Genomic DNA, 24178 nt, shown 5'->3' with positions numbered 1-24178 from the left:
CAAGCGTCAGATCTGCAGGGTGAAGGAGGTGATCACGTTGCGGAACAGGTCCTTCACCTTCGGCCAGCGCAGTTCATTGGTGCTGGCCGCCAGGGTGTAGAGGCGGCCGCGGTCAACCACCACCGTGGCCAGCTCATGGCGGTCACGGTCGGAGAGATGCACCGCATATTCCAGGTCGTAGAAGGTGTGGCCGCCGTCCTGACGCTCACTGGCCTCCACCAGTTCGGCCTCACGGCCGCTGCCCTGCGGGGCAATCACGATGCGACCCAGCTTCTCGCCCACCGCCACAGCACTGCCCAGGGACTCCAGGTCGTTGGTGGCGTTCACCTGCGTGATCACCAGGCTGAGGGTCTCATCGCTGTTGATCAGATCGTGGAAGACCACCTGGGGGCCGTTGCTCACCGCCACCCGGGTCCAGCCGGTGGGATAGAGGAAGGCATAGCGCCCGTCGGGGCTCTGGAAGGAATTCAGCCCGGCCGCCGCCGCGCTGCAGCCGCTCAGCCCGCCCAGCAGCAGCAGGCTGCCCAGCAGCAGGCCGAGCACGCCCCGGAGCCCTCCCCAGCGCAGACCCCGTCGCATGGAGAGAAGCCAGGGGAACGGAGGGCGCAGCGCCATGGGATACCGAGCAAGCGGGAGAGGTGGGGATCACACCGACTCCATTGTTGCCGGTGGCCTCGCTCCTAGATTGACTCCACTTGCGGCGGATTCCTGAGCGGCTTCACCAGGCCCCTGGCGCGGCTGATCGATCAGTTCGAGCGACTGCCTGGCATCGGTCCGCGCACCGCCCAGCGCCTGGCCCTGCACCTGCTGCGCCAGCCCGAGGAACAGGTGCAGGCCTTCGCCGATGCCCTGATCGCCGCCCGCAGCCAGGTGGGTCAGTGCACGCGCTGCTTCCACCTTTCCGCTGATTCCCTCTGTGACATCTGCCTCAATGAGGAACGCCGCAATGGCCAGCTCTGTGTGGTCTCCGACTCCCGCGACCTGCTGGCCCTGGAGCGCACCCGTGAATACAAGGGCAACTACCACGTGCTGGGTGGGCTGATCTCGCCGATGGATGGCATCGGACCTGAACTGCTGCAGATCCAGCCCCTGGTGAACCGGGTGGATCAGGAGGCGATGACGGAGGTGATCCTGGCCCTGCCGCCCAGCGTGGAAGGGGACACCACCAGCCTCTACCTGGCCCGGCTGCTGCGGCCGTTCTGTCTGGTGAGCCGCATCGCCTACGGCCTGCCGGTCGGCAGCGAGCTGGAGTACGCCGATGAGGTCACCCTGGCGCGGGCCCTTGAGGGTCGTCGCCGCATGGAGTGACCGCCATGATTCGCCCGATCAGCCGCTACAGCGCCATCGCGCCCGCCGAGCGGCTGCCCGCCTGGTTGCGCCGTCCGATCGGCAGCGCCTCGGAACTGGAAACGGTGCAGGCCGTGGTCAAGGGGCAGCGGCTGCACACCATCTGTGAGGAAGGCCGCTGTCCCAACCGAGGGGAGTGCTACGCCGCTGGCACCGCCACCTTCCTACTAGGCGGTCCGATCTGCACCCGCAGCTGCGCCTTCTGTCAGGTGGAGAAGGGCCGTGAGCCCGTGCCCTTCGATGCCGATGAAGCCGAGCGGGTGGCGGAGGCGGTGGAGCAGCTGGGCCTGCGCTACGTGGTGCTCACCGCCGTGGCCCGCGATGATCTGGCCGACCACGGCGCCGGACTGTTCACCGGCACCATGGCGGCGATCCGGCGCCGCAATCCCCTGGTGGCCATGGAGGTGCTCACCCCTGATTTCTGGGGCGGTCATGCCCACCGCGGTGAGGGCGAAGCCGCCCAGCGCCAGCGGCTGGCGACGGTGCTGACCGCAGGGCCGGTCTGCTTCAACCACAACCTGGAAACGGTGCAGCGGCTGCAGGGGGAGGTGCGCCGGGGCGCCACCTATGAACGTTCCCTGGCTCTGCTGGCGGCGGCCCGGGAGCTGGCCCCGGGAATCCCGACAAAATCAGGGCTGATGCTGGGGCTGGGCGAATCCCTTGAGGAGGTGGTGGCCGCCCTGGAGGATCTGCGGCGGGCCGACTGCCAGCGCCTCACCCTGGGCCAGTACCTGCGCCCGTCCCTCGCCCACCTGCCGGTGGCCCGCTACTGGCACCCCAGCGAGTTTGAGGGCCTCGGGGCGATCGCCCGTGAGCTGGGCTTCCAGCAGGTGCGCAGCGGCCCCCTGGTGCGCAGCAGCTATCACGCCGCAGACGAGTGATCACCAGGCGACCGAATCCAGCACCGTGGAGCAGAGGCGGTACAGGCGCTCCCCACCCACCGATTCCTTACCTTCGGCCTTGAAGCCTGGCAGTACCGTCTGAATCGAGCGGATGACAACGCTGGGCTTTTCTCCGGAGGCATAGAGCAGACAACTCCAGTGCAACCTGTGCTCAGCAGCACGAATCCAGAGCTGAGAGGCAGCGCTCAGAGCAATCACCACCAAACTGAATGTCGCCGCGATCTGGCAGGGCCTGGAGAACATCGGCTGCGGAGAACGACTCCACCACCATGCCACGGGCCCTCCTCGTGTTAGCGCCAAGGCAACGATTGAGAGGACTGAATACAGACCCGTCCATCATGATTCGGAGAGCAACACATCCTCCGAGTGATGCACATTGAGCGACCTTGCGCAGCAAGCCACCCGCTGCCGTGAAGGAATCTTGCGTTGGACGAAGGCTTGTGTGGAATTGCGCGGAAACGCTCACATTGCGTAGAGTTCGACTTGCGCCAAGAGCTAAAGGCTCGTCTTCAGGCCTCGAGCCTCAGCCCATCGACTGGCTTTGATCTCAACTGGTCGCCACTCTGCTCCCTCCCGTCCCACTCGAATTCCTCCCTATGGCACTGGTCCAGGCACCCGCCTTAGGCATTGACCGCTTCGCCAATGATCGCAACAGGGAAAGCTGGTCGAATGGCTCCGAGCAGGACACCAAAAAGATCATTCGGGCTGTCTATCAGCAGGTACTCGGTCAGCAATATGTGATGGCTAGTGAGCGGCTCAACGGAGCTGAATCCCTATTCCACAACGGTGTTCTCAACGTGCGGGGACTGGTGCGCACTTTCGCCAAGAGCGGTCTCTATCGCTCCAGATTCTTCGAGAACTGCAATCCCTATCGCTTCATTGATCTGAACCACAAGCATCTGCTGGGGCGTGCACCTCAGAACAAGGCGGAGATGCTACATCACTTCACCATTCTGCAGGATCAGGGTTTCGACGCCGAGATCGATTCTTACCTCGACAGTGACGAATACCAGGAGCGTTTTGGCCTTGACAGTGTCCCCTACCTGCACGGCTGAGATTACTCCAAAGGCCACGAGGGGCGTCAGTTCTCCTGGCTGATGCGGCTCGCCCGCGGAGCCGCGGCCTCAGTGAAGGGGGATGCCAGCGGCACCCAGTTCCGCCTGGGCAAGGCCCTGCATCAGGACAGAGCGATGCCGGTGCGGGGTGCCGGTGGCCGCGTGGTGATCGTCTCCACCGAGGGGCCGTTCAAGGCGCTGGTGAGCAGCGAATCGGGGATTTCCTCCAAGTTTGCCCATGAAGCACCCCTGCGGGCCCCATCCCAGGAGCACCGGCTGGACGCCATGCGGGTATCGTCTGGGCAGAACAGCTCCAGCAGCGGCCGGATGGTCACCATCTCCGCCACGGGGCTGGTCAACAATGACTATGTGCGCAGCAGCGCCTACGTGATCCGCGGGCCCCTCAGCCGCATGAACCAGGCCCTGCAACGGGTCAATCGTCTCGGCGGGCGGGTCACCAACGTGACGGTGAGCTGAGGCCAGGCATCCGGGTTCCACCAGGCCATCAATCTTCAGAAAGATGAAACTCCTGGGGGAACCGCCGTGCCTCATCCCATAGTAGGAATGGCACGCCCTGATTGATGGAGGGCTGGATCGCCCGCTGCTTGGTTGCTTTGTCAGAACGTCCATGGCTGTGAGAATCGATCGCGACACCTTCCTGCAGCGGGCGCTTGAGAGGTTCGGCCATCGCTACAGCTACGAGGAGATTGATTACCGCAGCTATCGCACGCCGGTGAAGATCCGCTGCCTGGATCATCCCGTTCGCCTGATCGTGATCACCCCAGAGCGCCACCTGCAGACCACCGGCGGCTGCAAATACTGCCTACGCCGCTATCGCCAGCAGGCCATGGAAGCGGCGGTGACCGTGGCTGCGGGCCCTGGGGACCGGCAACCAGGCGCAACTCAGCAGCCTGGTGCCGCTCAGCCGTGGGCTCAGGCCGAGGTGTCGGCTACGGCCACCGGATCCTGGTAATAGAACCCACCAGCTGGGCCCTGCTGGCTCACCACCGCACAACGGCTGGCGATGCGCCACAACGCCCGGTGGATGGGCGTGGGATCGAAACGCACCAATTCGGGGTAGCGGGCACGAAGCAGCTCATTGCCACGCCAGGCGTTGTAGTGGGGAATCCTGGGATTCACGTGGTGGCAGACGTGGGTGGAGCCAATGCCGTGGTGCAGAAAGTTGAGCAGTGGTCCGTAGGGCCGATCAACCGTCTGCAGGGCCCCCTTGGCCCAGGTCCACTGGGCGGTGGAGAAGTGGGGAATCGTGGTGTCGGTGTGCTGCAGCCAGGTGTATCCCACCAGCCAGGCGTTGATCACCAGGTAAGGCAGGCCATACACCGCCAGCACCCGAGCGGGGGAGGTGAGCACCATCGCCAGGCCCAGGGCCAGCAGCATCACCACCAGGCCCACGTTGGAGAGCAGCATCCCGCGACGGCTGGAGTCGGGGAAGAGAGGCCGGCGACCATTCCGAAAGGGGCTGCCGTGCCAGAAGTGGGAGGTGGGGGCGCCGTGGTCCTCACCACCGGCCACACCGATGAGGAGATAGAGCGGCCAGCCCAGCAGCAAGTGGGTCACCATCGAGAACAGCCCGTAGGCCACAGGGCCCGCACCACTCACCAGGCGCTGCACCCCCTGCGCGGAGGCTGAGCCCGCCCTCGGCGGCACATGGGTTTCACCCCCCTCGAGGTGGTTGCAGTTGGCATGGTGCACCGCATGGCTGCGCTGCCAGCTGAAGTAAGGCACCAGCAGCAGGCTGTGCAGCACGAATCCCACGGTTGCTTCCACCCGGCGGTTGGGGTGGAAGGCCTGGTGACCGCACTCGTGGGCGATCACCCAGCAGCCACCGGCCACGGTGCCGGTGATCAAGGCGTAGAGCAGCCAGAGCGGCGCCGCGATCGGCGTCAGGGGGATCCTGCTGCCCACTCCGTAGGCCAGCAACGAGAGGCCGAGGGAGAGACCCAGGCTGCCCCAGGCCTTGGTGGTGTCGATCTTGAGCAGCTCAGGCGTCAGGCAGGCCAGCAGCTCGGCTTTGGTGGGATATCGGAGCTCCTGCGGAGCGGCTGTCTTCAGGGGACGGATGGAATTCGAGGGCTCGGGGCGGGAGCGGAGAGAGCTGGAACGGATCAAGGACGCTGACGCATGAGTGGAGCGAACGGGCCGGGGGCGCCAGAAGCCGCGTGACCCTAACCAGATCCGCCTGGCCGCCCGGCCGGCCAGCGGGCGCAGGAGAATGCCACTGATGCTCCGCGACGCGGCGATGACCGGCAACCTTCAGGCCATTGGCTTCATGATCAGCTGGGTGCTGGGTTGGGGGATCGGCGGATCGCTGATCGATGCCGGCTTGATCCAAAGCGGCGTGTACTCAATCGAGACCAACCAGCTGGGCACCCTGGCCACCTTCACGGTCTGGACGCTGCTGTGGGGCGGCCTGGGCTTTCGCCTCTACCAACGCTTCACCCGCTCCAACCAGGAGAGCTGAGGGCCAGGCCTGGGCCCTCGCTCAGAGCTCAAGCTCAGCGAGGGAAGTCAGGCAGCGCACCTGCTGGGGGTAATGCTCCCGGCCGAGGCCGTCGGGGAGCAGCACGTGCACCAGGGCGCCCGCGGCCAGGGCTGCTTCAGCGCCGGCGCGGGAATCCTCAAACGCCCAGCAGTCGCTGGCGGCCACTCCCAGCCGCCGGGCCGCCAGCACAAAGATGTCGGGAGCGGGCTTGCCTTCCCCCAGCTCGGGGTCATCCCCGCAGACGATCAGCTCGATCAGCTCCAGCCAGGGGTGGGGGGCGCACTTGATCCCCACGGAGTCGTGGCTGCTGCTGGTGGCCAGGGCCATTGGAATCGCCAGCTCCCGGCAGCGCCGCACCAGCTCAAGTGCTCCAGGCATCGCCCGCGCCCCGGGCAGCAGAGCTCGAGCGATCGGCTGCTGCACCGCCAGCAACTGCTCGGCGCTGGGGGGCTGGTGGCCCGCCGCTGCGATCCAGGCGATCACGCTGGCGGTGTTATCCAGGCGCCGGCGTCCACGCAGCAGCAGCAACTTCTGATCAGTGAGCTCGAGGCCGAATTCCCGTGCCGCCTGCCGCCAGGCCTGGCCGTGCAGGGGCTCAGTGTCGAGCAGCAGACCATCGAGGTCGAACAGACAGGCCGCGGGGCTGTTCATTCCCGCATCCTGTCAGTCCACAATGACCGGGTGTCGCTCCCGACCCGATGAGCCAGGTCACGATCGAATCGGTGCTGCAGGAGGGCCGGGTGTTCGAGCCGCCGGCGGAGCTGGCGGCGGGGGCCCGCATCGGCAGCATGGACGCCTACCGGGAACTGGTGGCGCGCGTCGAGGCCGACCCCGACGCCTTCTGGGGCGAGCAGGCACGGGAGCATCTGCACTGGTTCGAGCCCTTCCACACCGTGCTCGATTGGAGCAACCCACCCTTCGCCCGCTGGTTCGAGGGGGGCACCACCAACCTGGCCTACAACTGCCTCGATCGCCATCTCGATGGCCCGAGGGCCGAGAAGACCGCCCTGATCTGGGAAGGGGAGCCCGGGGACAGCCGCCGCTTCAGCTACCGCGAACTGCACGCCCAGGTCTGCAAGGCCGCCAATGCTCTCAAGGCCCTCGGCATCGGCAAGGGCGATCTGGTGGCCCTCTACATGCCGATGGTGCCGGAAGCGGCCATCGCCATGCTGGCCTGCGCCCGCATTGGAGCGCCCCACTCGGTGGTGTTCGGCGGCTTCTCCGCCGAGGCCCTGCGCGACCGGTTGATCGATGGTGGCGTCAAGGCCGTGATCACCGCCGATGGCGGCTTCCGCAAGGACAAGGCTGTGGCGCTCAAACCCGCGGTGGACCAGGCCCTCGCCGATGGCGCCTGCCCCACGGTGGAGCAGGTGCTGGTGGTGCGCCGCACCGAGCAGCCCACGGCGATGGCGGAGGGCCGCGACCGCTGGTGGCATGAGCTGGTGGAGGCCCAGAGCGCCAACTGCCCGGCGGAGCCGATGGCCAGCGAAGACCGCCTGTTCGTGCTCTACACCTCAGGCTCCACCGGCAAACCCAAGGGGGTGGTGCACACCACCGCCGGCTACAACCTCTGGGCCCACCTCACCTTCCAGTGGATCTTCGACATCCGCGATGACGACGTGCACTGGTGCACCGCCGATGTGGGCTGGATCACCGGTCACAGCTACATCGTCTATGGCCCGCTCTCCAATGGCGCCACCACGGTGATGTACGAGGGGGCTCCGCGGCCGTCGAAACCCGGTGCGTTCTGGGAGGTGATCCAGAAGCACAAGGTGAGCCTCTTCTATACCGCCCCCACGGCGATCCGGGCCTTCATGAAGAGCGGCCGCGCCGTGCCCGATCAGTACGACATGAGCAGCCTGCGCATTCTGGGCACGGTGGGGGAGCCGATCAATCCCGAGGCCTGGATGTGGTATCGGGAGGTCATCGGCCATGACCGCTGCCCGGTGATCGACACCTGGTGGCAGACCGAAACCGGAGGCGTGATGATCAGCCCCCTGCCCGGGGCCACCCCCACCAAACCGGGATCGGCCACCCTGCCGCTGCCCGGCATCGTGGCCGATGTGGTCGACAGCGAAGGTAGAAGCGTGGGGGTCGATGAAGGTGGCTACCTGGCGGTGCGCCGCCCCTGGCCGGGGATGATGCGCACGGTCCATGGCGACCCCGAGCGCTTCCGCAAGAGCTACTGGGAGCACATCAGTGGCGCCGATGGCCGCCCGCTGTACTTCGCAGGCGATGGCGCCCGCCGCGATGCCGACGGCTACTACTGGGTGATGGGCCGGGTCGATGACGTGATCAGCGTGTCGGGCCACCGGCTGGGCTCAATGGAAATCGAATCGGCCCTGGTGAGCCATCCGGCCGTGGCCGAAGCCGCCGTGGTGGGCCGGCCTGATGCGCTCAAGGGCGAGGGCATCGTCGCCTTTGTGACCCTGCAGGCGGGCCTCAGCGGTGACGACGCCCTGGGCAACGAACTGCGCCGGCATGTGGGCAGCGAGATCGGTCCGATCGCCAGGCCCGATGAGATCCGCTTCAGCGATGCCCTGCCCAAAACCCGCAGCGGCAAGATCATGCGGCGCATCCTTCGGGCCTTGGCGGCCGGCGAGGAAGTGAGCGGTGACACCAGCACCCTCGAAGACCGCTCGGTCCTCGACGCCCTGCGGGTCTGAACCGGCCCGCTCAGCAGGGGATGGAGGGGAGCACCAGCAGCACGATCAGCCCGACTGCTCGCCCAGGCGCCACCAACCGTCGATCGCGGCGGCCAGGCGATCAATCTGGCGCTGGCGCTGGGGGTCATCCGCCCAGCTGCCCAGCAGGTTCTGGCGCAGGCCGGCGCTGGCGGGGGTGAGGTGGTCGCCACCCAGCTGCAGCAGGGAGCTGTCGTCACCGGGGCGCTGCTGCAGCACCGCCAGCAGGGGGGGGCTCTGGTCGAGAGCATCGCTGCCGAATCGGATCAGCAGGTTGCGGGGGACGCCGTAGAGCTGGCCCACCAAGCGCAGGGTTTCCTGTGGTGAGGGGCTGAATTCCGTGCGCACCCCCAGCCGAGGCGCCAAGTCGGCCAGCAGAGGGATCGAGCGATCAGCGGAGAAGTTGTTGAAGCTCATGGCCGCCAGGGCACTGCTGCCCCGGCCCCCGTCCGGGGCCAGCAGATGCAGCTTGCACCCGAGGCTGTGGCCCAGGCGCAGCACCGGCAGCGCCGAGGCTGCGCCTGGGCCCTGCCGCGCCCCGCGAAAGGCGCGCCAGGCTTCGGTGGCCTGGGCCTGATGGTCGAACCCCGGCACATAACTCCAGGCCCGCAGGCTGAGCCCACGCCGGCACAAGGCCTCCAGCAGCCTGCGGTAGCTGATCTGGGGGGTGGCCGCCAGCACACTGCCGCCGATGAACTCGATCACACCCGATGACTCGGGCGGATCCAGGCACCAGAGAGGCCCCTGCTGACGCCAGCGACTCACGGCGCTCAGGCCTGGGGAGCCAGCCGCTGCAGGGCGGCCATGGCCTCACGGGCATGGGCCGGCCCATCCAACAGGTTGCTGAACACGTGGCGCACCACGCCCTCGCCATCGATCACATAGGTGACACGGCCCGGCAGCAGGTTGAGCAGGGCGCCGGGCACGCCGAAGGCCTGGCGCAGGCTGTTGCCCTGGTCCACCAGCAGCGGATAAGGAAGCTGGTGCCGTTGGGAGAAGCGCCCGTGGCTGGCAGTGTCATCGCCGCTCACGCCCCAGACCTCAGCGCCGAGGGCCTGCAGAGCGGCGTAATTGTCGCGGAAGGCGCAGGCCTCCATCGTGCAGCCAGGGGTGTCGTCCTTGGGATAGAAGAACAGCACCAGGGGGTGGCCGGCGAGCTGATCACTGCGGCGCGCGCTGCCGTTCTGATCCTTCAAATCGATCAGGGGAGCCTTCTCACCAACCTGAATGGCCTTGCCCACAGGTGCATCAAAAAAACAGTGAAGGCACCCTAGGAGTTTGTTCCGGGGGGCCGTTCCGGCTCAACTCCACACCAGGCGATGCCGGCCAGCTCCGCCAGGTCTCGATGCCAGCTGGTCAGGTCATTTCTGTTGAAGCCCTGGAGCGTGGTGTGGCCGCAGGCACGGGCCATGACCTGCATCAGCGCCACAGTTGCCTCGAAGAAACGGGCCAGGCGATCGGAGGCATGGTCGATGTTCAGCCTCCGCCGAAGCTCCGCATCCTGGGTGGCGATACCGGCCGGACAGTTGTTCGTGTGACAGAGGCGGGCGCCGACGCAGCCGATCGCCTGGATCGAGGCATTCGCCAGAGCGATCCCATCGGCGCCCAGGGCCATGGCCTTGATGCAATCGGCGTGGGTGCGAAGACCACCCGTGATGATCAGGGTCACGCGGCCGCTGGCCTCGCGGCGGTCCAGATGGCGGCGCGCCCGCGCCAGGGCAGGGATAGTGGGAACCGAGATGTGATCCCGGAACAGCAGGGGCGCCGCCCCGGTGCCGCCACCCCGTCCATCGAGAATGATGTAATCGGCTCCGGCGTCGATGGCGAAATCCAGATCAGCTTCGATGTGCTGGGCGCTGATCTTGAAGCCCACGGGGATCCCGCCACTGATCTCCCGCACCCGGTCGGCGAATCGACGGAAATCATCCACCGTGCTCAGATCCGTGAAGGTTGGCGGAGAGATCACCGGCTCGCCCACAGGAACGCCGCGCAACGCCGCAATTCGAGCAGTGGTCTTGATGCCGGGCAGGTGGCCTCCGGCTCCGGTCTTCGCCGCCTGCCCGCACTTGAAGTGGAACGCCTGGACCTGTTCGAGCAGCTCCTCTCGGTAGCCGAATCGTCCCGGGGCAAGCTCATAGAGATAGCGGCTGTTGGCTGCCTTTTCTTCGGGAAGCATGCCCCCCTCCCCTGAGCAGATGCCTGTTCCAGCCTGTTCGGCTCCCCGCGCCAGGGACACCTTCGCCTCCTCGGAGAGGGCGCCGAAACTCATGTCGGACACGAAGAGCGGAATCCGCAGATGTAGAGGCTTGGCGGCCTGCGGACCCAGCACCAGCTCCGTGGCGACCGGCGCGTCGTTCTGCAGTGGCTGCCTAGCCAGCTGGGCCACCAGAATCTGGAGGTGATCCCAGTTGGGCAGCTCCCTGCGGGGAACCCCCATCGCCGCGATCGGCCCCTGGGGCCCCACGTGCTCCAGCCCGTGCTCGGCAAGTTCGTGGATGAGGGTCAGCGCGGGTTCCTCAGCCGTGGGATGGGGCTCCGGCATCAGATCCTGGTCAGGGTCCTGGTCAGGCCGAGTCGGGTCCTGGTCCTCGGGTTCTTCGGGCGATTTGGTTGCACTGGTGAGGGAGACGTTCTGCCCCACCAGCTCGGCTGGCACCTGGGCATGGCTGCCATCGCAATAGGGTGCATGGCCCGTCTGCTTGCAGCGGCAGAGCCAGGTTTCTCCATCGGAGTTGGCCGTGAAGGACTGGGGCGAGAATCCACTGCCCTGGTGGGAGCCGTCGCAGAACGGTTGATCCTTCGAGCGGCCGCAGGTGCAATAGAGATAAGTTTTTCCTTTCTTCAGCTCAACGGCAATGGGTTCGTTGGCGGCCACGACCGGCTTCTCCATCAAGGGCCTCTGCTGGGGGTGGACGGGGAACCATTCTGATCGCACGGTGAAGCTTTCAAACCTGGAGAGAGGAGATTACAGCGCTGATTCAGCCTTTCCCTGAGGACCGTTGGGCTGCCGGTACGGCCGCCAGGAGCAACTGTTCAGCGAAAAGATCGGGGTCGGCAATCGCATCGATCTCTGGTCCGGCATTCCCCATCAACTGGGGATGGGAGTACAGCCTGTCGAGCAATCTGACTAGAAAGGTATCATTGTCTTCCACAAGTCCGGGATTCATCCTTCCCTTGCGGCCGCATCCTGCAGGCCCGCCTGCAACGTCTGGATTTGCTTCGACGAGGCCTCAACCTGGGCTTGCTTCTTATCCAGGATCGCCGCCATGAGTTGTTCGTTCACCTGGCCTTGGTCAACGACACTCCGGTTGGCTCTCGTGGTCATGGGATTCATCTCCAGTGTTTCAACAGCGGAAGCACTCACTCGCACAGCGCAGGGATGGTTCTACGAACCACGAAGCGGGCACGACCCAGACCACGCAGACCAGGGGGAAGTCTTTGCCTAAGCAAGATTTGAGCCAGTCGGATCTGCATGATATTGAGCAGCCAAGCGGGAATGACAAAGACAGAGGGCGAACGCGCCAGCTGACTCATTTATTCGCAGGGCCATGCGCAACCGATGACCGGAGCATATCACGAAGTTCATCCCTGTTAATATCTTAGCGCTACATCTGCCACAGTTCGGGCGTCCTCAGCCTGCGCAGATCCCTTGAACTCACTGATATCCAAGCAGCTGGGACAAATTCTTGACCTACCAGACATCGACTGACTGGTTCAGTGAGTGTCTGAGCCATCGGAACCCCGTCCTGAGGGGTCCCCACAGAAGCGCTCATCGGCCCGGCGAGGGAATGCATGCCCAGCACCAGCGCCTACCCCATGGGCTCCCCGGAACTGGGATCATGGAAAGCAACCACCCGGGGGAGCAGGCCCATGGCAGCAGCGTCGGGATCCCCGCAATCCCCGGATCCAGGGGGCCAGCAGGCCCATTGCTGGCAGCAGACCAGCTTGCTCAGCCTCGTGCCCGACGCAACTGAAGCAAGCCAAGCTGAACTTGAATCGCCTGATCTGGCTGATCCTGCTGCTGTGGTGGTGCCCACGCCCCTGCGGACTCCTTTGCAGACTCCACCAGCCGAGGCCACCGGCCCCGATCTGGCCTGCCCCCAGCGGCTGCTGATCCTCGACACCGAGACCACCGGCCTGGATCCCGAGAGCGACCACTGCATCGAAGTGGGGGCGGTGTTGTTTCATGTGCAAAGCCGCGCTGTGCTCAGCCAGCTGTCGCTGCTGCTGCCCTGCCAGAGCAACGCAGCCGAGGGGATCAACGGCATCGATGCCAGCGTGAGCCGATTGGAGCAGCCCTGGCAGGCGGGACTCCTCTACTTCCAGCAGCTGGTGGCCAGCGCCGATGTGATCGTGGCCCACAACGTGGCCTTTGACAGGCCCTGGTTCGGTCGCGGTCCGCTGCCGGCGATTGAGAAACCCTGGCTCTGCAGCATGGAGGACCTGCGCTGGCCCAGCGAGCGCCGCCTCAAGACCACCCCGTCGGTTCGGGACCTGGCCCTGGCTTACGGCATTCCGGTCTGGGCCGCCCACCGGGCCCTCACCGACTGCATCTACCTGGCCCAGGTCTTTGAGCGCTGCACTGAGCTGGACTCCCTGCTGCTGGCGGGGCTGGAGCCGCGGCAGCTGTACCGGGCCGAGCTGCCCTACGACCAGCGCCACCGGGCCCGCGCAGCGGGATTCCGCTGGAACGAGCCGGTGGCCAAGGCCTGGAGCCGGCGCCTGAGTGAACGGGAGGTGAGAGAACTGGATTTCTCCGTCAGGCCGGTGGAGCCGGAGTCAGCCGCTCGACGGGCTGCCTGAAGCCCACCAGCGCAGGGCACAGCTTGATGCCCACCGGCTCGTATGCATCCGATCACGACTGCATTGTTGAGAAGGGCTGTCAAGACCAGCGGCCAGGCACAAGCTGTGGGCAGCAGCGCAAGGTCTGAGGGCAGCCATGGCGATGGAGCAGCGGGTAGAATCGGCCCCGCCCCAGGGGCGCCGTCAGCAGCAGCAGTTGCGCCGCTGGCAGAAAGCACGCACCTGGGCGCGGCTGATCCGCGAAGCGGAGGCGCTCTGGCGGGTGAACGTGCGCGATCTGCGCCGGCTGGGGGCCCTTGAGCTCGACCAGTTGCTGCAGGAAGTGCCCCCCTCGATCCGTCCTCGGGTGAACCGCTGGCTGGCGGGGTACGGAGCGCTCACCAGGTTGGCCTGAGCATGGGTGGCGGTGCCGCCATCACGGCGGCCCTGCAGTCGTCATCGGCCACCACCGTGGCCACGGTGGGATTCGTTCAAGCCGGGCTGATCAGCTTTCCCAGCTCTCTGGGCATCATCTTCGGAGCCAATGTGGGCAGCACCGGCCTGGGCTGGCTGGTGGCCCTGGCCAGGGGCTCCGGTGCGCCCCCATGCCCCACGATGTCGCCCGGACAGCAGCGCGGCAGGGGCAGGTGGTCTCAACTGCAGGACCCCTTCCACTGATGTCATGACGGGCCTGCTCTGGGAACGCCGCGCACAGATCGGCTGCTGCCTGCTGCTGCAGGGCACCCTGCTGGCCTCGGGCCTGGCCCTGGAGCACCTGCTTCAGCGCAGCGCCCCCTCCCCAGGGGGTGCAAGGGTCGCCACACTCCGTGGATGATGCGCATTGATCCGGGCAGCCTTCGCTCCAGGCGACTCACGGAGAGGCCCGGCGATCTCCCCAGCCAGCTGTTCATCCATGGGGGCAGGGCGCCCACGCGGCTCTCGGTGCTCTGTTTTCAACCCACTGGGATCGAGGAAGTGGAGCTGGCGGGCGCCCGGGATCTTGAGCCGCTGCTCAGTGGAGGGCTTCCGCTCTGGGTGCGCCTGCAGGGTCTGGCCGACACGACTCTGATCCGCACGGTGTTCGACACCCTCGGGGTGCCGGCCCACATGCAGGCTCCTCTGCTGGAGCATCCCCAGCGTCCCCGGGTCGATTCGATCGGTGATGCGGTGCTGACGGTGCTGCACCGCCTCAGCTTCTCCGAAACACCCGACCGCCTGATCGCCGAGCAGGTGGGATTCCTGCTACTGCCCGACCTGCTGATCAGCCTCGAGGAGGTGCCCAGCGCCGGGTCGTTTCCGCAGCTCACCCAGTGGCTCAGGTGCCTGGATCCGGCCCCGACGCGGGACGATCTGGATGACATCCTCCACTTCCTGATCGACGAGCTGCTCGACGGTCTCTTTCCATTGCTGGAACATCTGGCGGAGCTGCTGGAGCAGCTGGAGGAGGCGGCCCTGCTGCGGCCCAAACCACGACTGCTCAGCCGCACGTACCAGATCCGCAGCAGCCTGAGGGACATCCGGGGCCAGGTGTGGCCGCTGCGCCATCAGCTGATGGTGCTGCTGCGCCAGACCCAACGGCTGCTAGGCCCCGACGCCCTGCATGGCTTCCAGGACATGGAGCAGCGGGTGATCCTGATCTTTGAGGCCTGTGAACTCATCCGCCATCAGTGCGATTCAGTGACCGAGGCCTATATGGCCAGCATCAGTAACCGCATGAACCAGGTGATGAAGACGCTCACGATCGTCTCTACCATCTTTGCGCCACTCACCTTCATCGCCGGCATCTATGGCATGAATTTCGTGAACATGCCGGAACTGCACCTGAAGTATGGCTATGGCATCGTTCTGGTGTTCATGGTGCTGGTCGCCCTGGTTCAGAGTTACTGGCTGTGGCGCCGCGGCTGGTTCCAGGACTGGACGGCGCCCCGGCACTGAGGGTCGCAAGGATCGCCCAGGCCAGGCTGCGACGGGCTGGTGTAATCGATCGATTTGTGGAATGCCCGCACAGCGACGAAGATCTACAACACAGCTTCATAATGGCCACCAGCTCCGATGAGGTGGTGGTGAAGAAGTTCGATAGCGCGCTCATCGAGGCCGAGCGTGGCTCAGGATCCAGCGCCGCCAACTCGCCGATGATCTCCCGTTCACCCAGCTCCACGATGGTCTGGTCGTCGATGTGAACGCGCATGCGTCCCTCCACGATCACGTACATCGCCGTGCCAATGTCGCCATGGCTGAAGCGGATGGAACGCCAGGCTGCAGAGGGCACAGGTCAGCAACAAACCGTCGTCGGGGAGCCCCTGGCCACCTCCCACGGGATGCAGGAAGTTCAGAAGCAGCAGCAACCTCTGGCGAACACGATCCAACTCCTGGCAGAAGGCCGAGGACAGCATCAGAGGAGTCTCTGGTCGACTGGATCCGGTTCGCGTGGGTGCCTGGTTGATCCATGGCCAGTCCCTGATGCCGCAGGCGGTGACGCCTACATCGAATTCCAACCGGGGGCTAACCGGAAGTTAACCGAACGGCTGAGGTCAAGGGCCACAGTGACGTGTACGAGCTTTAACCTCATGGCTGGTCTGTCCATTCCGCAACCCCTGAAGCAGCGGCATCCACCGGAACCGGCCAGCTACACGAATCCCCAACGCACCGGCCTGTGCGCCAACGATCCTTTCTTGGCACCTGCCCACATCGCCGATTACCTGAGTGCGCAGTTGGACTGGCTTCGGCGCTCACTGCTGAACATGTCCCGCAACTGCTACTTCTCCTCCGACCGCTCCATCCGCGAGTACGCCAGAACTATCTGGGATGTGCAGCCGCTCCCCGTTTCCATCGGCTGAATCCCAGTCCTCTCCCTTCTCCCGACTCGATCCAACCATGACAACGACTCAAGACGGCGCCCTCTCCACCATCCGGGCCCTTTCTCACGACGGCAACACGCGGCACTTCAATGATGGAGATGTGGTATTTCGCAGCGGCGAATCGGGTGACTGCCTCTACGGCATCGTCTCTGGATCCGTGAAGGTGGACTGGGACGAGGGGCGGATGCAGGAGACGCTCGGCCCGGGACATTGTGTTGGTGTGGGAGCACTGGTCGAACCAGAGCATCTCCGCTACGGCAACGCGATCGCCCTGGGCGACGCCGAGCTGCTGGTGATGAACCGCGAACAGTTCCTCTTCGCCGTGCAGGAACTGCCGGTATTCGGGCTGGAGATGCTCCAGAAACTCGACAATCGCCTGCGCAACCTCAAGGCGCGCACCCACGCGCCGGCAGTGGAACAAGTCAGCGACCCTGAGTTCTGAATCCACCTTTGACCTCACGGCGCCAGGGCGCTGTGGTTGGTCGCCAGTTCCAGCCGCCGGAACAAGGAGCGCGTCTTGTGCTGGTGGCCGTGCATGCGCTGCCGGATGCCGTGATGGGCCAGTTCCTCGAGCACCTGGGTGGCCCAGATGCAGGGCAGATGGGCGGCTTCGCAGAACCGCAGGATTTCCGCCTGCAGCTCTGCCAGCCTTTCCCAGCCGCACTCGATCACCAGATCACCCCGGGCGATCATCACGCCCAACGGCGCGTTGGAAGCCATGGCGCTCAGCAGTATGGCGGGCAGATCGTCGAAGGCCTGGCGCGTCTCGATCTTCAGGATCAGGCCATGATCTGCCCGGTTGAGTTGACAGAGCAGGACGTGAAGCCCCTCCACATCCGCCGGAGATTGCACGTACGAGAAGGTCACGCTATTGGTGTGGCGGGCGACGAATGGCAGCACGGCTCGGTCGCGGTCGCGCTGCGTGAGGGCCGGTAGCACCAGCGCTGTGTCGGGGAGGTTGATGCCCTGATCCGCCCGCAGGCGGCTGCCTCGGCGGCGGGCCTCGGTGATCTCCACCAGCAGGGCCTGCGGCTCCACCGCAACAATCACCCCACAGATGCATCCGTCATCGAAAGATATCCGCTCACCCGGCTTCACCTGGCCGAACACAGCCGGGAGAGTGCCGCCGATCTGCGCCGGGCGCAGCTCAGAGCCTGGCTTACCGGGTGCTGTGGGAAGCGGTGGAAGAACGCATCGAAAGTCGGACCGGAGGTGACTTCTGACAGGAAGATCGACCCACCTCACCCCATGCCCTCAACGCTGCGGCATGTCGATGGAATCCACAGCAGGCAGTGGGATGGGATGAATGACTGCCAGCGAGAGCATTGCCCTGTGGATCCAGCCGTGCAGCCGTCGCAACGAGGTGGTGGGGCTTAGGGATGACGCGGTGGTGATCCGGCTGACGGCCCCGCCAGTTGAGGGTGCTGCCAATGAGTCATTGCGGCGATTCGTCGCCGAGCGACTTGGCGTCGCTCCCAGCAGGGTGGCACTGGTGCGTGGCCAGAGCAGCCGGCGCAAATGGATCGCCGTGGAAGGGTTCTCGGTGGACGAGGTGCGGTGTGCGCTTCTTGGGTTGAGCGGCCGCCAGTGATGAGCAGAGAGTCTCTGAGCTGATGCCCTGCGGCTGCGATCGGCTTGCCGTACTGACACGGCGGGCCGGCGGGGCTATTAATGAATCAGAGGCCTCGACTAGGGCGGTTCCAACCAGTTTCCTGCAACCGGCCCTAGCCCTTGGCTTCTGCGAAGCAGTAGGGCGCTCGACTCGGGGCGCCCTTATCATTGGCCCCTTTCAGGCCGCTGTTGAAGCAATGCCTCAACGCTGGCCACCTTCTCCTCCAGCGTCTGGTCCCGATCGGTGCGGGTGTTGACCTTCACGGTGGTGTAGATGCGGGGGCAGCCCATGGCGTGCACGGCCTGATGGCAGGCCTCGATGGCTTTGAAGACAGGCACCCACTCGCCCTCGATCGCGGTGCCGTTGGGATGCAGCTGGATCTTGAGGCCGGCGTTGAGCAGCACCCGTTCGCAGGCAGCGATGTAGGGCGCCAGGTTGACGCCAACCCCGATCGGTACAACGCAGAGATCGACGATCACCTTCATCGATGTGTCTCCGGAGGCTTCATTAAAAGGGTGCCATCCTGCTGGCCCCCTCTACCTCCCGGCCAAAGAGTCCTCAGGCTTCCCCCGCGGCGCCAAGCCTGCTCAGGTGGCCATGCCTAGCGTTCAGTCAATGCCGCCGGGTGGGCCATGGCCGTGGTGAACCGCTGCGCGGTGGGGATCTACCCCAGCCAGCAGCTGCTCGAGTGGGCCAAGCCTCTGGATCTGGATGTCAATGCGGCCGACGCCAGGGAGCCCTGCCTGTACCTGATCCCTGACTACGCCACGCAAGAGGAGGCCGAAGAAATCCTCGAGGAGGTCTACGAGGCGATCTTTGAAGCCGAGCTCGACTACTGGCATCGCGACACCGGCACCTGGCCGGCGGAGCGCACTGACCCAGTGTTCCGCAAATGGTTCGAGGTGCGCTTCTATCCCCTGATCCAGGACCTGGTGGGCGAGGAACTCAGCGCCACCGAGCTGGATGAGAAGTTCATCGGTGAGCTGCGCACGGCGCTGGAGGGAGTGGATCAACACTCCTGATGGCTATGGCGCCACCTCTTGCTTGAGAAGATCGAGCAGCCGCTCCACCCGGCCTGCCGCCACCTGACTCAGACGTTCGTAGGCTTTTCGCTCCTGCTCCTCGATCTGGACCTGGCTGAGCAGGGAACGTTGGGCTTCCAGCTCAGGCCAATGCGCCAGGACCGCTGGTTCAGCTGCTGGACTATGCGCACCGTGTGTGCCCACGGCGTTCGTTCTCCCTTCTCGTAGCCCAGATCCACCATTCGCTGCAGCCTGTGCCAGTTGCTTGAGCGCTGTCATCGGTTCATGGTTGATCGATTGGATCGGACCGAGGGCCAGCAGAATGCGGGCCATTCGCTGCCGGTTTATGTCGTTGCGCCGGACCGCTTCCATCGGCCTGCTGGCGATGGTGCCGGTGTCCATCGCCGCCGAGGCCCTGCACTGGGGCGATGGCGCCGTGTTCGTGACCTCTGCGATCGCGATCATCCCCCTGGCTATCTGGCTGAGCACCGCCACAGAGGAGCTCTCGATCACCCTGGGCCCCTCGATCGGCGCCCTGCTCAACGCGGTGTTCGGCAACGCCACAGAACTGATCATCGCCCTGGTGGCCCTCAAGGCCGGCCTGGTGGAGATCGTCAAAGCAAGCATCACCGGCACGGTGATGGCCAACCTGCTGCTGGCCCTGGGACTTTCGATGCTTGTGGGGGGCATCGGGCGTAAAGAACAGACGTTCCAGCCGGTGGTGGCGCGGGTCAACGGCTCGGCCATGACCCTGGCTGTCCTGGCGATCCTGATTCCCAGCCTGTCCGTGCTCTCGGGCGGCCATACGGCGGAGAGCACCCAGGGCTTCTCCACCTTCGTGGCCTGGGTGCTGCTGGCGGTCTATGGCCTCACGTTGCTGTTCTCCCTTGGCACTCATCGAAGCCTCTACGAAGTGGCCGCCGCCGATCTGGAAGCCCAGGAGCCCACGGCCCACGGGCAGACCGGTGAAAGCGCCAGCAAGCCGCCGCTGCTGCCCTGGCTGGGGGTACTGCTGGCGGCCACCGCTGTGCTGGCCTACGAATCGGAGCTGTTCGTCGGCGTGGTGGAGGCCGTGACCGAGGGACTGGGGCTCACGGCCCTGTTCACCGGTGTGGTGCTGCTGCCCCTGCTGGGCGGTACGGCCGAGTACCTCACCGCCGTAACCATGGCCCGCAAGAACAAGATGGATCTCTCGGTGTCGGTGTCGCTGGGCTCCACCCTGCTGGTGGCCCTGCTGGTGGTGCCGGTGCTGGTGCTGATCGGGCCGCTGCTGGGCCATCCCCTCGATCTGAGCTTTGATGTCTATGAACTCGTGACAGTGATCACAGCTGTGGTTGTCAGCAACCTGGTCAGTGTCGATGGCCGCTCCGACTGGCTAGAGGGGGTGCTGCTGCTTGCGGCCTACCTGATCCTGGCGGCCGGCTTCTACTTCCAGGCGGCCTGAGCGCCATGGCCGCCACCCCCGATGAACGACCGGTGCTGCCGTTCCGTAGCCGGGCGGCCCTTTCTCGGCTCAAGGAGCTGCCGGCCCTGCAGTTGCTGTTGGCCGTTTTCGTCACGTTGGCGGCCCTGGTCCTGGGCTGGACCTGGCTGGCCCTGCTGGGGGGGCTCCTCACCCTGGTCCTCTCCCTGCTGCAGCTGCTGCCACCTCTGTGGGTGGTGCTGCGCTCGCGGCTCGAGGAACCCGCCACGGTGCAGACCCTGGCCCTGCTCGGTCTGGTGCTGGGGGCGGTGGCGATCAGCTTGGCCCTGGGCTGGTGGGAACCCCTGGCCGCGATCTACCGCAGCGGCGACTGGACCGCGATCGGAGCCGTCGGGGAGGGGGTGATCGGAGCCTTCGGCCAGATCCTGGTGGCCTTCGTGGCCTTGGTGATCGCCTGGCGCCAGTTTGTGGTCGACCAGAGGCTGACCACCCAGCAGAACCGCATCACCCAGGCCCAGACCATCGATAGCTTGATTCAGGGCCTCTCCGAGCTGATCAGCGATGAGGACGGCTTGCTGGAGGATTGGCCCCTGGAGCGCATGCTGGCCGAGGGCCGCCTAGCGGCAGTTTTGGGCAGCATCGACAGCGAGGGCAAGGCCAAGGTCCTGCGCTTCCTCGCCCACGCCCGCCTGCTCACGCCCCTACGCCGGGACCAACGCCTGGGCCGGGCGATTCTCGATGGAGAGGGCAACTACGAGGTGGACCGCCTCGATGGGGTGCCCGTGATCCACCTGAAACAGATGCTGCGGGGGGTGGATCTTTCGGGCGCGGACCTGCGGGGGGTGGATTTCAACGGTGCCAACCTGGGCGGGACCAACCTGCGGGATTCCGATCTGGCGGATGCCAACTTGGCGGGGGTCAACCTCAGTGGTGCCGATCTCGATGGAGCCCGGCTGGAGCGCACGCGTTTCTTTTACGGCACCGCCGAGACAGCCACACCCGCGGATCCACGCATCCCACCGGATTTCCAGTCGGGAGCAGGGTCAGGTGCGATCGTCGAGAACGCCAACCTCTCCGACCTGCGCCAGCTGGACGCCGAGACGCGCCTTTACCTGGCCTCCTGGGGCGGCAGCCGCACGCGCCAGAGCCTTGCCGGCAGCCTCAAGGCCATTCCCAGCAAGCTGGAGCACTAAGAGTTCGCTGAAAACTCGGCCAGCTGAGGCAACCAGGGGCGGAATGTTTTGGGCTTGCTCGTGGCCCATTCTCTCGCCCAAAGCCATTGCTGTCACAAGCTTTTGGGCAGATACTTGGCCGTCTGTGGAGAAGGTGCGGCGTGATCTATGTGCAACAGCCTCCTAGGAGCCTGTTGCGCGTAGATTCGCTTCGGCGATGATGAAGAGGTTCCAGGGGGCGACCCTTTAAAACCATCTCAAGATCATGAAAAACTTTATCGTTACGCTAGCTCCTTGTGTTACTGTCTCTTGCATGACCGTCTTTCCATCACCACCAGCGCAGGCTAACTGCAGCCAGCATAACGGTTACAATGTCTGCATCAATGGCACGAGCTATACAATCGCGAACATCCAAAGTGGTGAGATTGCAATATCTGGAGCCTGCGGAAGTGGTGCACGGTGGCAGGACTACGTGTCATATGGGGAGGCATCCGATTGGCACAGGATTGCGTGTGGGGAGGGTCTCGACCCTTAAACACAAGGATTGCCAATAGCCGGGTCGGTCTGAATACAACACCCATGACGAGGAATAAGGACACCGCGTTTCGTTTCTGAGGTGGCGATCTCGCCGGCATCGGAGACCCGACAAAACTTTCTCCCAACACCCACCCCAATACCTCAACAGCCTGCCTCCCCCTCGGGCGGGATTTTTGGGTAAGCATGAAGGTGGGCGGGCTACGCGCAACAAGCTCCTAGCTCGCATCAGTCCTTGTGCGGCCGCGCATGCTGAGGGGGCCTGAGCGTGTTCCCCTCCTGGGATTAGCGTGGCCTGAAGATGCGCGGCAAGTAGAACAGCCTGCACTTACCCATCAATGGGTGCATAAGTGCACCTCGAATAATCAACAATTTGCAGGGTCTCTGCGGACACGAAAAAGCCGCCGAAGAGGCGGCAGAGCAGGAGAATCTTATCTCGAGCATTGACGAGATCTCCTGAGCCATGGGAGCTTCTGCGGAAGATTCATGCAACAGTTGCTATATGGAAAGAGCGCTGGAGACAACGAAGTAAGTTAAAAGTCAGGCACTTGAGGCCCCACCAAGCATCATTCTTTTCTAGTCCAATCTTTCTTATCAGTTTTCCGCCCATGGACATAGTCATGCAGCCGAAGACATGCTCTACACAAGCTCTGATTGACGACTTGACCCGATTCAGTTCCTTGGCTGCGTCGATGAGCGGATGATTGCGAGCACCTTTTTCATGGATCAGGCTTTCGAAGCCGCCGAGACTCAGAAGATCCTCAAAGCATTCACCTGAATACGCTGAGTCTGCCCAGACATAGTCATGTTCGCTTTCTGGATCCAGCAAGCGTGGAAGCATCTGTATGTCGTGGATATTGGCAGAAGTGACAGCATATCGGCGGATGAATCCATGGTCGACATCGATGCAGAGGCTGTTCTTGTAACCGTAGTAACTGATGCCGTTCTTTTTTGTCCAGCGAGCATCTAAATCTTTCTGCTGCAAGCGATCTGGGTTTTCATCCCAGCCCTCCGGCAGCCTTCTGGCTTTGATTTCTTTGTTCTCCTCGCGGGTATTGCGTTGCTTGGGAACCGGGACGAGAGTCGCATCGATGATCTGGCCACCGCGGGCTTGGAGGCCCTGGGAGCGGAGGTATGCCTCAAACATCTCGAAGAGCTCCTCGATAACTTCCGCCTTGCGCAGACGCTCTCTGAAGAAGGCGACTGTGGTGGCATCTGGAATGCTGTTCATCACACCAAGTCCGACAAACTCCTCAAAGGAGCTCCTGTCATTCACCTGGAATTCAAGCTCTTCATCGCTGAGGTTGAAAAGCTGCTGAAGAACGAGCATCTTGAAAAGGATCAGCAGATCAATCCTCTTGCGCCCTGCATTGGTCTTGCGCTCCTGGACATAGCCCTTGTCAAGCAGTGGGCGGAATGATGCCCAGGGAATTGAATCAGCCAGGCTTTTGAGAACTGGTTTTTTGTCCTGGAGCCTTGTGACTCTTTGCTGCTCCTCGCAGAAGACTCTCTGACCCACAGTTGTCGTGAAAATTGCTCAACCGATGATAATAGGAATCATGCCTCAATCAAGTGTTTTGCTGATTTTTCGAGGTGCCCCACAGTGGATTACGGAGGCATAGTTCAGTCTTCGGGGCCCAGGCTAAGGGTGGAGGGCAACATGATCGGAGTAGAGTATGGAGTCGATGGAAAGGACTAGGAGGCCGAAACCATCCCGGGCAGGAGGGATTCGTAGAGATACTGGCGGCTGTCAGTCTCGATCAACCGCTGGGCATGGGATTACCAGTCGTTCCAGCGCTGATGCATGGCGGCTTCGAGTGCACCATGCAGGCCTGGCAATTCCCTGGCCAGTTCACCATCAAGCTGATGGCCGACGTACTCAGCGAGTACCTGGAGATCATGCAGATCCCCTAAATGGTCCTGGGCCGTGCGCAGGTCCGTGACCCAGTCCCTCAGGCCGGCTCCGGCGAAGGGTTCGAGATGTTCGAGTCGGTAGCGGACGCCTTTGATTGCCTTGCGGAGAACGTGAAGGTCTGAGGTGGATGGCTTTTATTGGACAGATTCGGCCCCTGACATCGTTAACTCCGGGCGGGAGGAACATGGTTTGGTCTCAGTGTAGACCTCATGGGGAGTTTTGCCTCCCAGGGAGCTGTGTGGTCTTACATGGCCATACCTCCAGAAGAAGCGGGCCAGGCTGATCTCGGCTTCCCAGCCATCGCCATAGGCGCGGAGGTAGACCTCCTCATATTTGACGGTGCGCCAGAGCCTCTCCACCAAGATGTTG

Annotated in this window: 30 protein-coding genes and 2 pseudogenes; 17 read left to right on the top strand and 15 right to left on the bottom strand. The window is 64.3% G+C overall.

The genetic code is table 11. From position 1 onward, the window contains the following. Window positions 1-6 precede the first annotated feature (6 nt). The gene (gene psbP, locus KBY67_RS10775) at window positions 7-579 is read right to left on the bottom strand and encodes a photosystem II reaction center PsbP (protein WP_255111029.1); all 573 of its coding nucleotides are present in this window, start codon (window positions 577-579) and stop codon (window positions 7-9) included. 159 nt (window positions 580-738) lie between these two features. On the opposite strand from psbP, the gene recR reads away from it, so the two are divergent. Both recR and lipA read left to right on the top strand, forming a co-directional pair. Next, a complete protein-coding gene (gene recR, locus KBY67_RS10770) occupies window positions 739-1308 on the top strand; it encodes a recombination mediator RecR (RefSeq protein ID WP_255111050.1) in 570 nt (189 codons plus the stop codon). A 17-nt stretch (window positions 1309-1325) separates the two neighbouring features. Beyond that, window positions 1326-2228, top strand: a complete 903-nt coding sequence (gene lipA / locus KBY67_RS10765) for a lipoyl synthase (protein WP_255111049.1) — start codon at window positions 1326-1328, stop codon at window positions 2226-2228. On the opposite strand, the gene KBY67_RS10760 is transcribed toward lipA, so the two are convergent. Next, entirely contained in the window at window positions 2229-2450 is a 222-nt protein-coding gene (locus KBY67_RS10760) for a hypothetical protein (RefSeq protein WP_255111028.1), read from the bottom strand. 395 nt (window positions 2451-2845) lie between these two features. Here KBY67_RS10760 and KBY67_RS10755 point away from each other — a divergent pair. Both KBY67_RS10755 and KBY67_RS10750 read left to right on the top strand, forming a co-directional pair. Next, window positions 2846-3781, top strand: a pseudogene (locus KBY67_RS10755) (phycobilisome rod-core linker polypeptide). Between the two features lie 151 nt (window positions 3782-3932). Continuing rightward, window positions 3933-4277, top strand: a complete 345-nt coding sequence (locus tag KBY67_RS10750) for a hypothetical protein (protein WP_255111027.1) — start codon at window positions 3933-3935, stop codon at window positions 4275-4277. Here the strand turns inward: KBY67_RS10750 and KBY67_RS10745 are convergent. Continuing rightward, window positions 4238-5434, bottom strand: coding sequence for a fatty acid desaturase (locus tag KBY67_RS10745; RefSeq protein ID WP_255111026.1), 1197 nt, complete (start codon window positions 5432-5434; stop codon window positions 4238-4240). The genes KBY67_RS10750 and KBY67_RS10745 overlap by 40 nt on opposite strands. Before the next feature lie 112 nt (window positions 5435-5546). Between KBY67_RS10745 and KBY67_RS10740 the strand changes: the two genes are divergently transcribed. Then, window positions 5547-5786: a hypothetical protein gene (locus KBY67_RS10740; RefSeq protein ID WP_315855580.1), complete on the top strand. Its 240-nt coding sequence runs from the start codon at window positions 5547-5549 to the stop codon at window positions 5784-5786. Window positions 5787-5807: 21 nt separating this feature from the next. Here KBY67_RS10740 and KBY67_RS10735 read toward each other — a convergent pair whose 3' ends face one another. Continuing rightward, window positions 5808-6458, bottom strand: a complete 651-nt coding sequence (locus KBY67_RS10735; RefSeq protein WP_255111024.1) for an HAD family phosphatase — start codon at window positions 6456-6458, stop codon at window positions 5808-5810. A gap of 47 nt (window positions 6459-6505) precedes the next feature. On the opposite strand from KBY67_RS10735, the gene acs reads away from it, so the two are divergent. Next, window positions 6506-8473 (top strand): acetate--CoA ligase, encoded by a 1968-nt coding sequence (gene acs / locus KBY67_RS10730; protein ID WP_255111023.1) that lies wholly within the window; start codon window positions 6506-6508, stop codon window positions 8471-8473. A gap of 45 nt (window positions 8474-8518) precedes the next feature. On the opposite strand, the gene KBY67_RS10725 is transcribed toward acs, so the two are convergent. The 4 genes from KBY67_RS10725 to KBY67_RS10710 form a co-directional block, all read right to left on the bottom strand. Further along, on the bottom strand, window positions 8519-9256 hold the full coding sequence (locus tag KBY67_RS10725) for a DUF1350 family protein (RefSeq protein ID WP_255111022.1): 738 nt from the start codon (window positions 9254-9256) through the stop codon (window positions 8519-8521). Window positions 9257-9261: 5 nt separating this feature from the next. Next, on the bottom strand, window positions 9262-9732 hold the full coding sequence (locus KBY67_RS10720) for a peroxiredoxin (RefSeq protein WP_255111021.1): 471 nt from the start codon (window positions 9730-9732) through the stop codon (window positions 9262-9264). Window positions 9733-9761: 29 nt separating this feature from the next. Then, window positions 9762-11381 (bottom strand): glutamate synthase-related protein, encoded by a 1620-nt coding sequence (locus tag KBY67_RS10715; protein ID WP_255111020.1) that lies wholly within the window; start codon window positions 11379-11381, stop codon window positions 9762-9764. Between the two features lie 273 nt (window positions 11382-11654). Then, a complete protein-coding gene (locus KBY67_RS10710) occupies window positions 11655-11816 on the bottom strand; it encodes a hypothetical protein (protein ID WP_255111019.1) in 162 nt (53 codons plus the stop codon). 545 nt (window positions 11817-12361) lie between these two features. On the opposite strand from KBY67_RS10710, the gene KBY67_RS10705 reads away from it, so the two are divergent. From KBY67_RS10705 to corA, 5 genes are all read left to right on the top strand, one after another. Beyond that, window positions 12362-13294 carry a 3'-5' exonuclease gene (locus KBY67_RS10705; RefSeq protein WP_255111018.1) on the top strand — a complete coding sequence of 311 codons (933 nt, stop codon included), beginning with the start codon at window positions 12362-12364 and terminating at the stop codon, window positions 13292-13294. A gap of 136 nt (window positions 13295-13430) precedes the next feature. Beyond that, on the top strand, window positions 13431-13688 hold the full coding sequence (locus tag KBY67_RS10700) for a hypothetical protein (protein WP_255111017.1): 258 nt from the start codon (window positions 13431-13433) through the stop codon (window positions 13686-13688). 2 nt (window positions 13689-13690) lie between these two features. Next, window positions 13691-13951, top strand: a complete 261-nt coding sequence (locus tag KBY67_RS10695) for a Na/Pi symporter (protein ID WP_255111016.1) — start codon at window positions 13691-13693, stop codon at window positions 13949-13951. A gap of 4 nt (window positions 13952-13955) precedes the next feature. Continuing rightward, the gene (locus KBY67_RS10690; protein WP_255111015.1) at window positions 13956-14108 is read left to right on the top strand and encodes a hypothetical protein; all 153 of its coding nucleotides are present in this window, start codon (window positions 13956-13958) and stop codon (window positions 14106-14108) included. Further along, complete coding sequence (corA, locus tag KBY67_RS10685; RefSeq protein WP_255111014.1) at window positions 14108-15208, top strand: magnesium/cobalt transporter CorA; 1101 nt, start codon at window positions 14108-14110, stop codon at window positions 15206-15208. The genes KBY67_RS10690 and corA overlap by 1 nt, the downstream gene beginning before the upstream one ends. Here the strand turns inward: corA and KBY67_RS10680 are convergent. Beyond that, window positions 15126-15461, bottom strand: coding sequence for a cyclic nucleotide-binding domain-containing protein (locus tag KBY67_RS10680; RefSeq protein WP_255111048.1), 336 nt, complete (start codon window positions 15459-15461; stop codon window positions 15126-15128). The genes corA and KBY67_RS10680 overlap by 83 nt on opposite strands. Before the next feature lie 379 nt (window positions 15462-15840). On the opposite strand from KBY67_RS10680, the gene KBY67_RS10675 reads away from it, so the two are divergent. Both KBY67_RS10675 and KBY67_RS10670 read left to right on the top strand, forming a co-directional pair. After that, window positions 15841-16110: a glycogen/starch/alpha-glucan phosphorylase gene (locus KBY67_RS10675; protein ID WP_255111013.1), complete on the top strand. Its 270-nt coding sequence runs from the start codon at window positions 15841-15843 to the stop codon at window positions 16108-16110. A 37-nt stretch (window positions 16111-16147) separates the two neighbouring features. Then, window positions 16148-16573 carry a Crp/Fnr family transcriptional regulator gene (locus KBY67_RS10670; protein WP_255111012.1) on the top strand — a complete coding sequence of 142 codons (426 nt, stop codon included), beginning with the start codon at window positions 16148-16150 and terminating at the stop codon, window positions 16571-16573. 14 nt (window positions 16574-16587) lie between these two features. Here KBY67_RS10670 and KBY67_RS10665 read toward each other — a convergent pair whose 3' ends face one another. Beyond that, window positions 16588-17241: a pyruvate kinase gene (locus KBY67_RS10665; RefSeq protein ID WP_255111011.1), complete on the bottom strand. Its 654-nt coding sequence runs from the start codon at window positions 17239-17241 to the stop codon at window positions 16588-16590. A gap of 196 nt (window positions 17242-17437) precedes the next feature. Here KBY67_RS10665 and KBY67_RS10660 point away from each other — a divergent pair, with 196 nt between their 5' ends. Then, the gene (locus KBY67_RS10660) at window positions 17438-17722 is read left to right on the top strand and encodes a DUF167 domain-containing protein (RefSeq protein WP_255111010.1); all 285 of its coding nucleotides are present in this window, start codon (window positions 17438-17440) and stop codon (window positions 17720-17722) included. Between the two features lie 185 nt (window positions 17723-17907). Here KBY67_RS10660 and KBY67_RS10655 read toward each other — a convergent pair whose 3' ends face one another. After that, window positions 17908-18228 (bottom strand): MTH1187 family thiamine-binding protein, encoded by a 321-nt coding sequence (locus KBY67_RS10655; protein WP_255111009.1) that lies wholly within the window; start codon window positions 18226-18228, stop codon window positions 17908-17910. Between the two features lie 147 nt (window positions 18229-18375). Here KBY67_RS10655 and KBY67_RS10650 point away from each other — a divergent pair, with 147 nt between their 5' ends. After that, window positions 18376-18765, top strand: coding sequence for a hypothetical protein (locus KBY67_RS10650; RefSeq protein ID WP_255111008.1), 390 nt, complete (start codon window positions 18376-18378; stop codon window positions 18763-18765). 3 nt (window positions 18766-18768) lie between these two features. On the opposite strand, the gene KBY67_RS10645 is transcribed toward KBY67_RS10650, so the two are convergent. Further along, complete coding sequence (locus KBY67_RS10645; RefSeq protein ID WP_255111055.1) at window positions 18769-19167, bottom strand: hypothetical protein; 399 nt, start codon at window positions 19165-19167, stop codon at window positions 18769-18771. On the opposite strand from KBY67_RS10645, the gene cax reads away from it, so the two are divergent. Both cax and KBY67_RS10635 read left to right on the top strand, forming a co-directional pair. Continuing rightward, window positions 19112-20209 (top strand): calcium/proton exchanger, encoded by a 1098-nt coding sequence (cax, locus tag KBY67_RS10640; RefSeq protein WP_255111007.1) that lies wholly within the window; start codon window positions 19112-19114, stop codon window positions 20207-20209. The genes KBY67_RS10645 and cax overlap by 56 nt on opposite strands. 5 nt (window positions 20210-20214) lie before the next feature. Next, complete coding sequence (locus KBY67_RS10635) at window positions 20215-21381, top strand: pentapeptide repeat-containing protein (RefSeq protein WP_255111006.1); 1167 nt, start codon at window positions 20215-20217, stop codon at window positions 21379-21381. A gap of 997 nt (window positions 21382-22378) precedes the next feature. Here KBY67_RS10635 and KBY67_RS10630 read toward each other — a convergent pair. The 3 genes and pseudogenes from KBY67_RS10630 to KBY67_RS10625 all read right to left on the bottom strand — a co-directional run. Then, a complete protein-coding gene (locus KBY67_RS10630) occupies window positions 22379-23413 on the bottom strand; it encodes an IS5 family transposase (protein WP_255111005.1) in 1035 nt (344 codons plus the stop codon). Between the two features lie 419 nt (window positions 23414-23832). Beyond that, window positions 23833-23904: pseudogene (locus tag KBY67_RS14960) on the bottom strand (hypothetical protein); the annotation flags it as partial. Window positions 23905-23943: 39 nt separating this feature from the next. Then, window positions 23944-24178, bottom strand: a 235-nt coding sequence (locus tag KBY67_RS10625; RefSeq protein WP_255111004.1) for a transposase, incomplete at its 5' end; no start/stop codon positions are given.

This window comes from Synechococcus sp. RedBA-s, assembly GCF_024345495.1.
Classification (GTDB): Bacteria; Cyanobacteriota; Cyanobacteriia; order PCC-6307; family Cyanobiaceae; genus Regnicoccus_A.
The sequence above is the reverse complement of the archived record's forward strand: the minus strand, read 5'-3'. Positions and strand labels throughout refer to the sequence as shown.

What these genes read in the sequence shown, in the direction of transcription:
- KBY67_RS10675 (WP_255111013.1), top strand. Translation starts at nt 15,841, where the DNA reads ATGGCTGGTCTGTCCATTCCGCAACCCCTGAAGCAGCGGCATCCACCG.
- KBY67_RS10670 (WP_255111012.1), top strand. Translation starts at nt 16,148, where the DNA reads ATGACAACGACTCAAGACGGCGCCCTCTCCACCATCCGGGCCCTTTCT.
- psbP (WP_255111029.1), bottom strand. Translation starts at nt 579, where the DNA reads ATGCGACGGGGTCTGCGCTGGGGAGGGCTCCGGGGCGTGCTCGGCCTG.
- KBY67_RS10740 (WP_315855580.1), top strand. Translation starts at nt 5,547, where the DNA reads ATGCTCCGCGACGCGGCGATGACCGGCAACCTTCAGGCCATTGGCTTC.
- acs (WP_255111023.1), top strand. Translation starts at nt 6,506, where the DNA reads ATGAGCCAGGTCACGATCGAATCGGTGCTGCAGGAGGGCCGGGTGTTC.
- KBY67_RS10650 (WP_255111008.1), top strand. Translation starts at nt 18,376, where the DNA reads ATGGCCGTGGTGAACCGCTGCGCGGTGGGGATCTACCCCAGCCAGCAG.
- KBY67_RS10695 (WP_255111016.1), top strand. Translation starts at nt 13,691, where the DNA reads ATGGGTGGCGGTGCCGCCATCACGGCGGCCCTGCAGTCGTCATCGGCC.
- KBY67_RS10700 (WP_255111017.1), top strand. Translation starts at nt 13,431, where the DNA reads ATGGCGATGGAGCAGCGGGTAGAATCGGCCCCGCCCCAGGGGCGCCGT.
- KBY67_RS10750 (WP_255111027.1), top strand. Translation starts at nt 3,933, where the DNA reads ATGGCTGTGAGAATCGATCGCGACACCTTCCTGCAGCGGGCGCTTGAG.
- KBY67_RS10635 (WP_255111006.1), top strand. Translation starts at nt 20,215, where the DNA reads ATGGCCGCCACCCCCGATGAACGACCGGTGCTGCCGTTCCGTAGCCGG.
- KBY67_RS10680 (WP_255111048.1), bottom strand. Translation starts at nt 15,461, where the DNA reads ATGCGCGTTCACATCGACGACCAGACCATCGTGGAGCTGGGTGAACGG.
- KBY67_RS10655 (WP_255111009.1), bottom strand. Translation starts at nt 18,228, where the DNA reads ATGAAGGTGATCGTCGATCTCTGCGTTGTACCGATCGGGGTTGGCGTC.
- corA (WP_255111014.1), top strand. Translation starts at nt 14,108, where the DNA reads ATGCGCATTGATCCGGGCAGCCTTCGCTCCAGGCGACTCACGGAGAGG.
- KBY67_RS10645 (WP_255111055.1), bottom strand. Translation starts at nt 19,167, where the DNA reads ATGGACACCGGCACCATCGCCAGCAGGCCGATGGAAGCGGTCCGGCGC.
- KBY67_RS10735 (WP_255111024.1), bottom strand. Translation starts at nt 6,458, where the DNA reads ATGAACAGCCCCGCGGCCTGTCTGTTCGACCTCGATGGTCTGCTGCTC.
- KBY67_RS10710 (WP_255111019.1), bottom strand. Translation starts at nt 11,816, where the DNA reads ATGACCACGAGAGCCAACCGGAGTGTCGTTGACCAAGGCCAGGTGAAC.
- KBY67_RS10690 (WP_255111015.1), top strand. Translation starts at nt 13,956, where the DNA reads ATGACGGGCCTGCTCTGGGAACGCCGCGCACAGATCGGCTGCTGCCTG.
- KBY67_RS10660 (WP_255111010.1), top strand. Translation starts at nt 17,438, where the DNA reads ATGACTGCCAGCGAGAGCATTGCCCTGTGGATCCAGCCGTGCAGCCGT.
- cax (WP_255111007.1), top strand. Translation starts at nt 19,112, where the DNA reads ATGTCGTTGCGCCGGACCGCTTCCATCGGCCTGCTGGCGATGGTGCCG.
- KBY67_RS10705 (WP_255111018.1), top strand. Translation starts at nt 12,362, where the DNA reads ATGGCAGCAGCGTCGGGATCCCCGCAATCCCCGGATCCAGGGGGCCAG.
- KBY67_RS10715 (WP_255111020.1), bottom strand. Translation starts at nt 11,381, where the DNA reads ATGGAGAAGCCGGTCGTGGCCGCCAACGAACCCATTGCCGTTGAGCTG.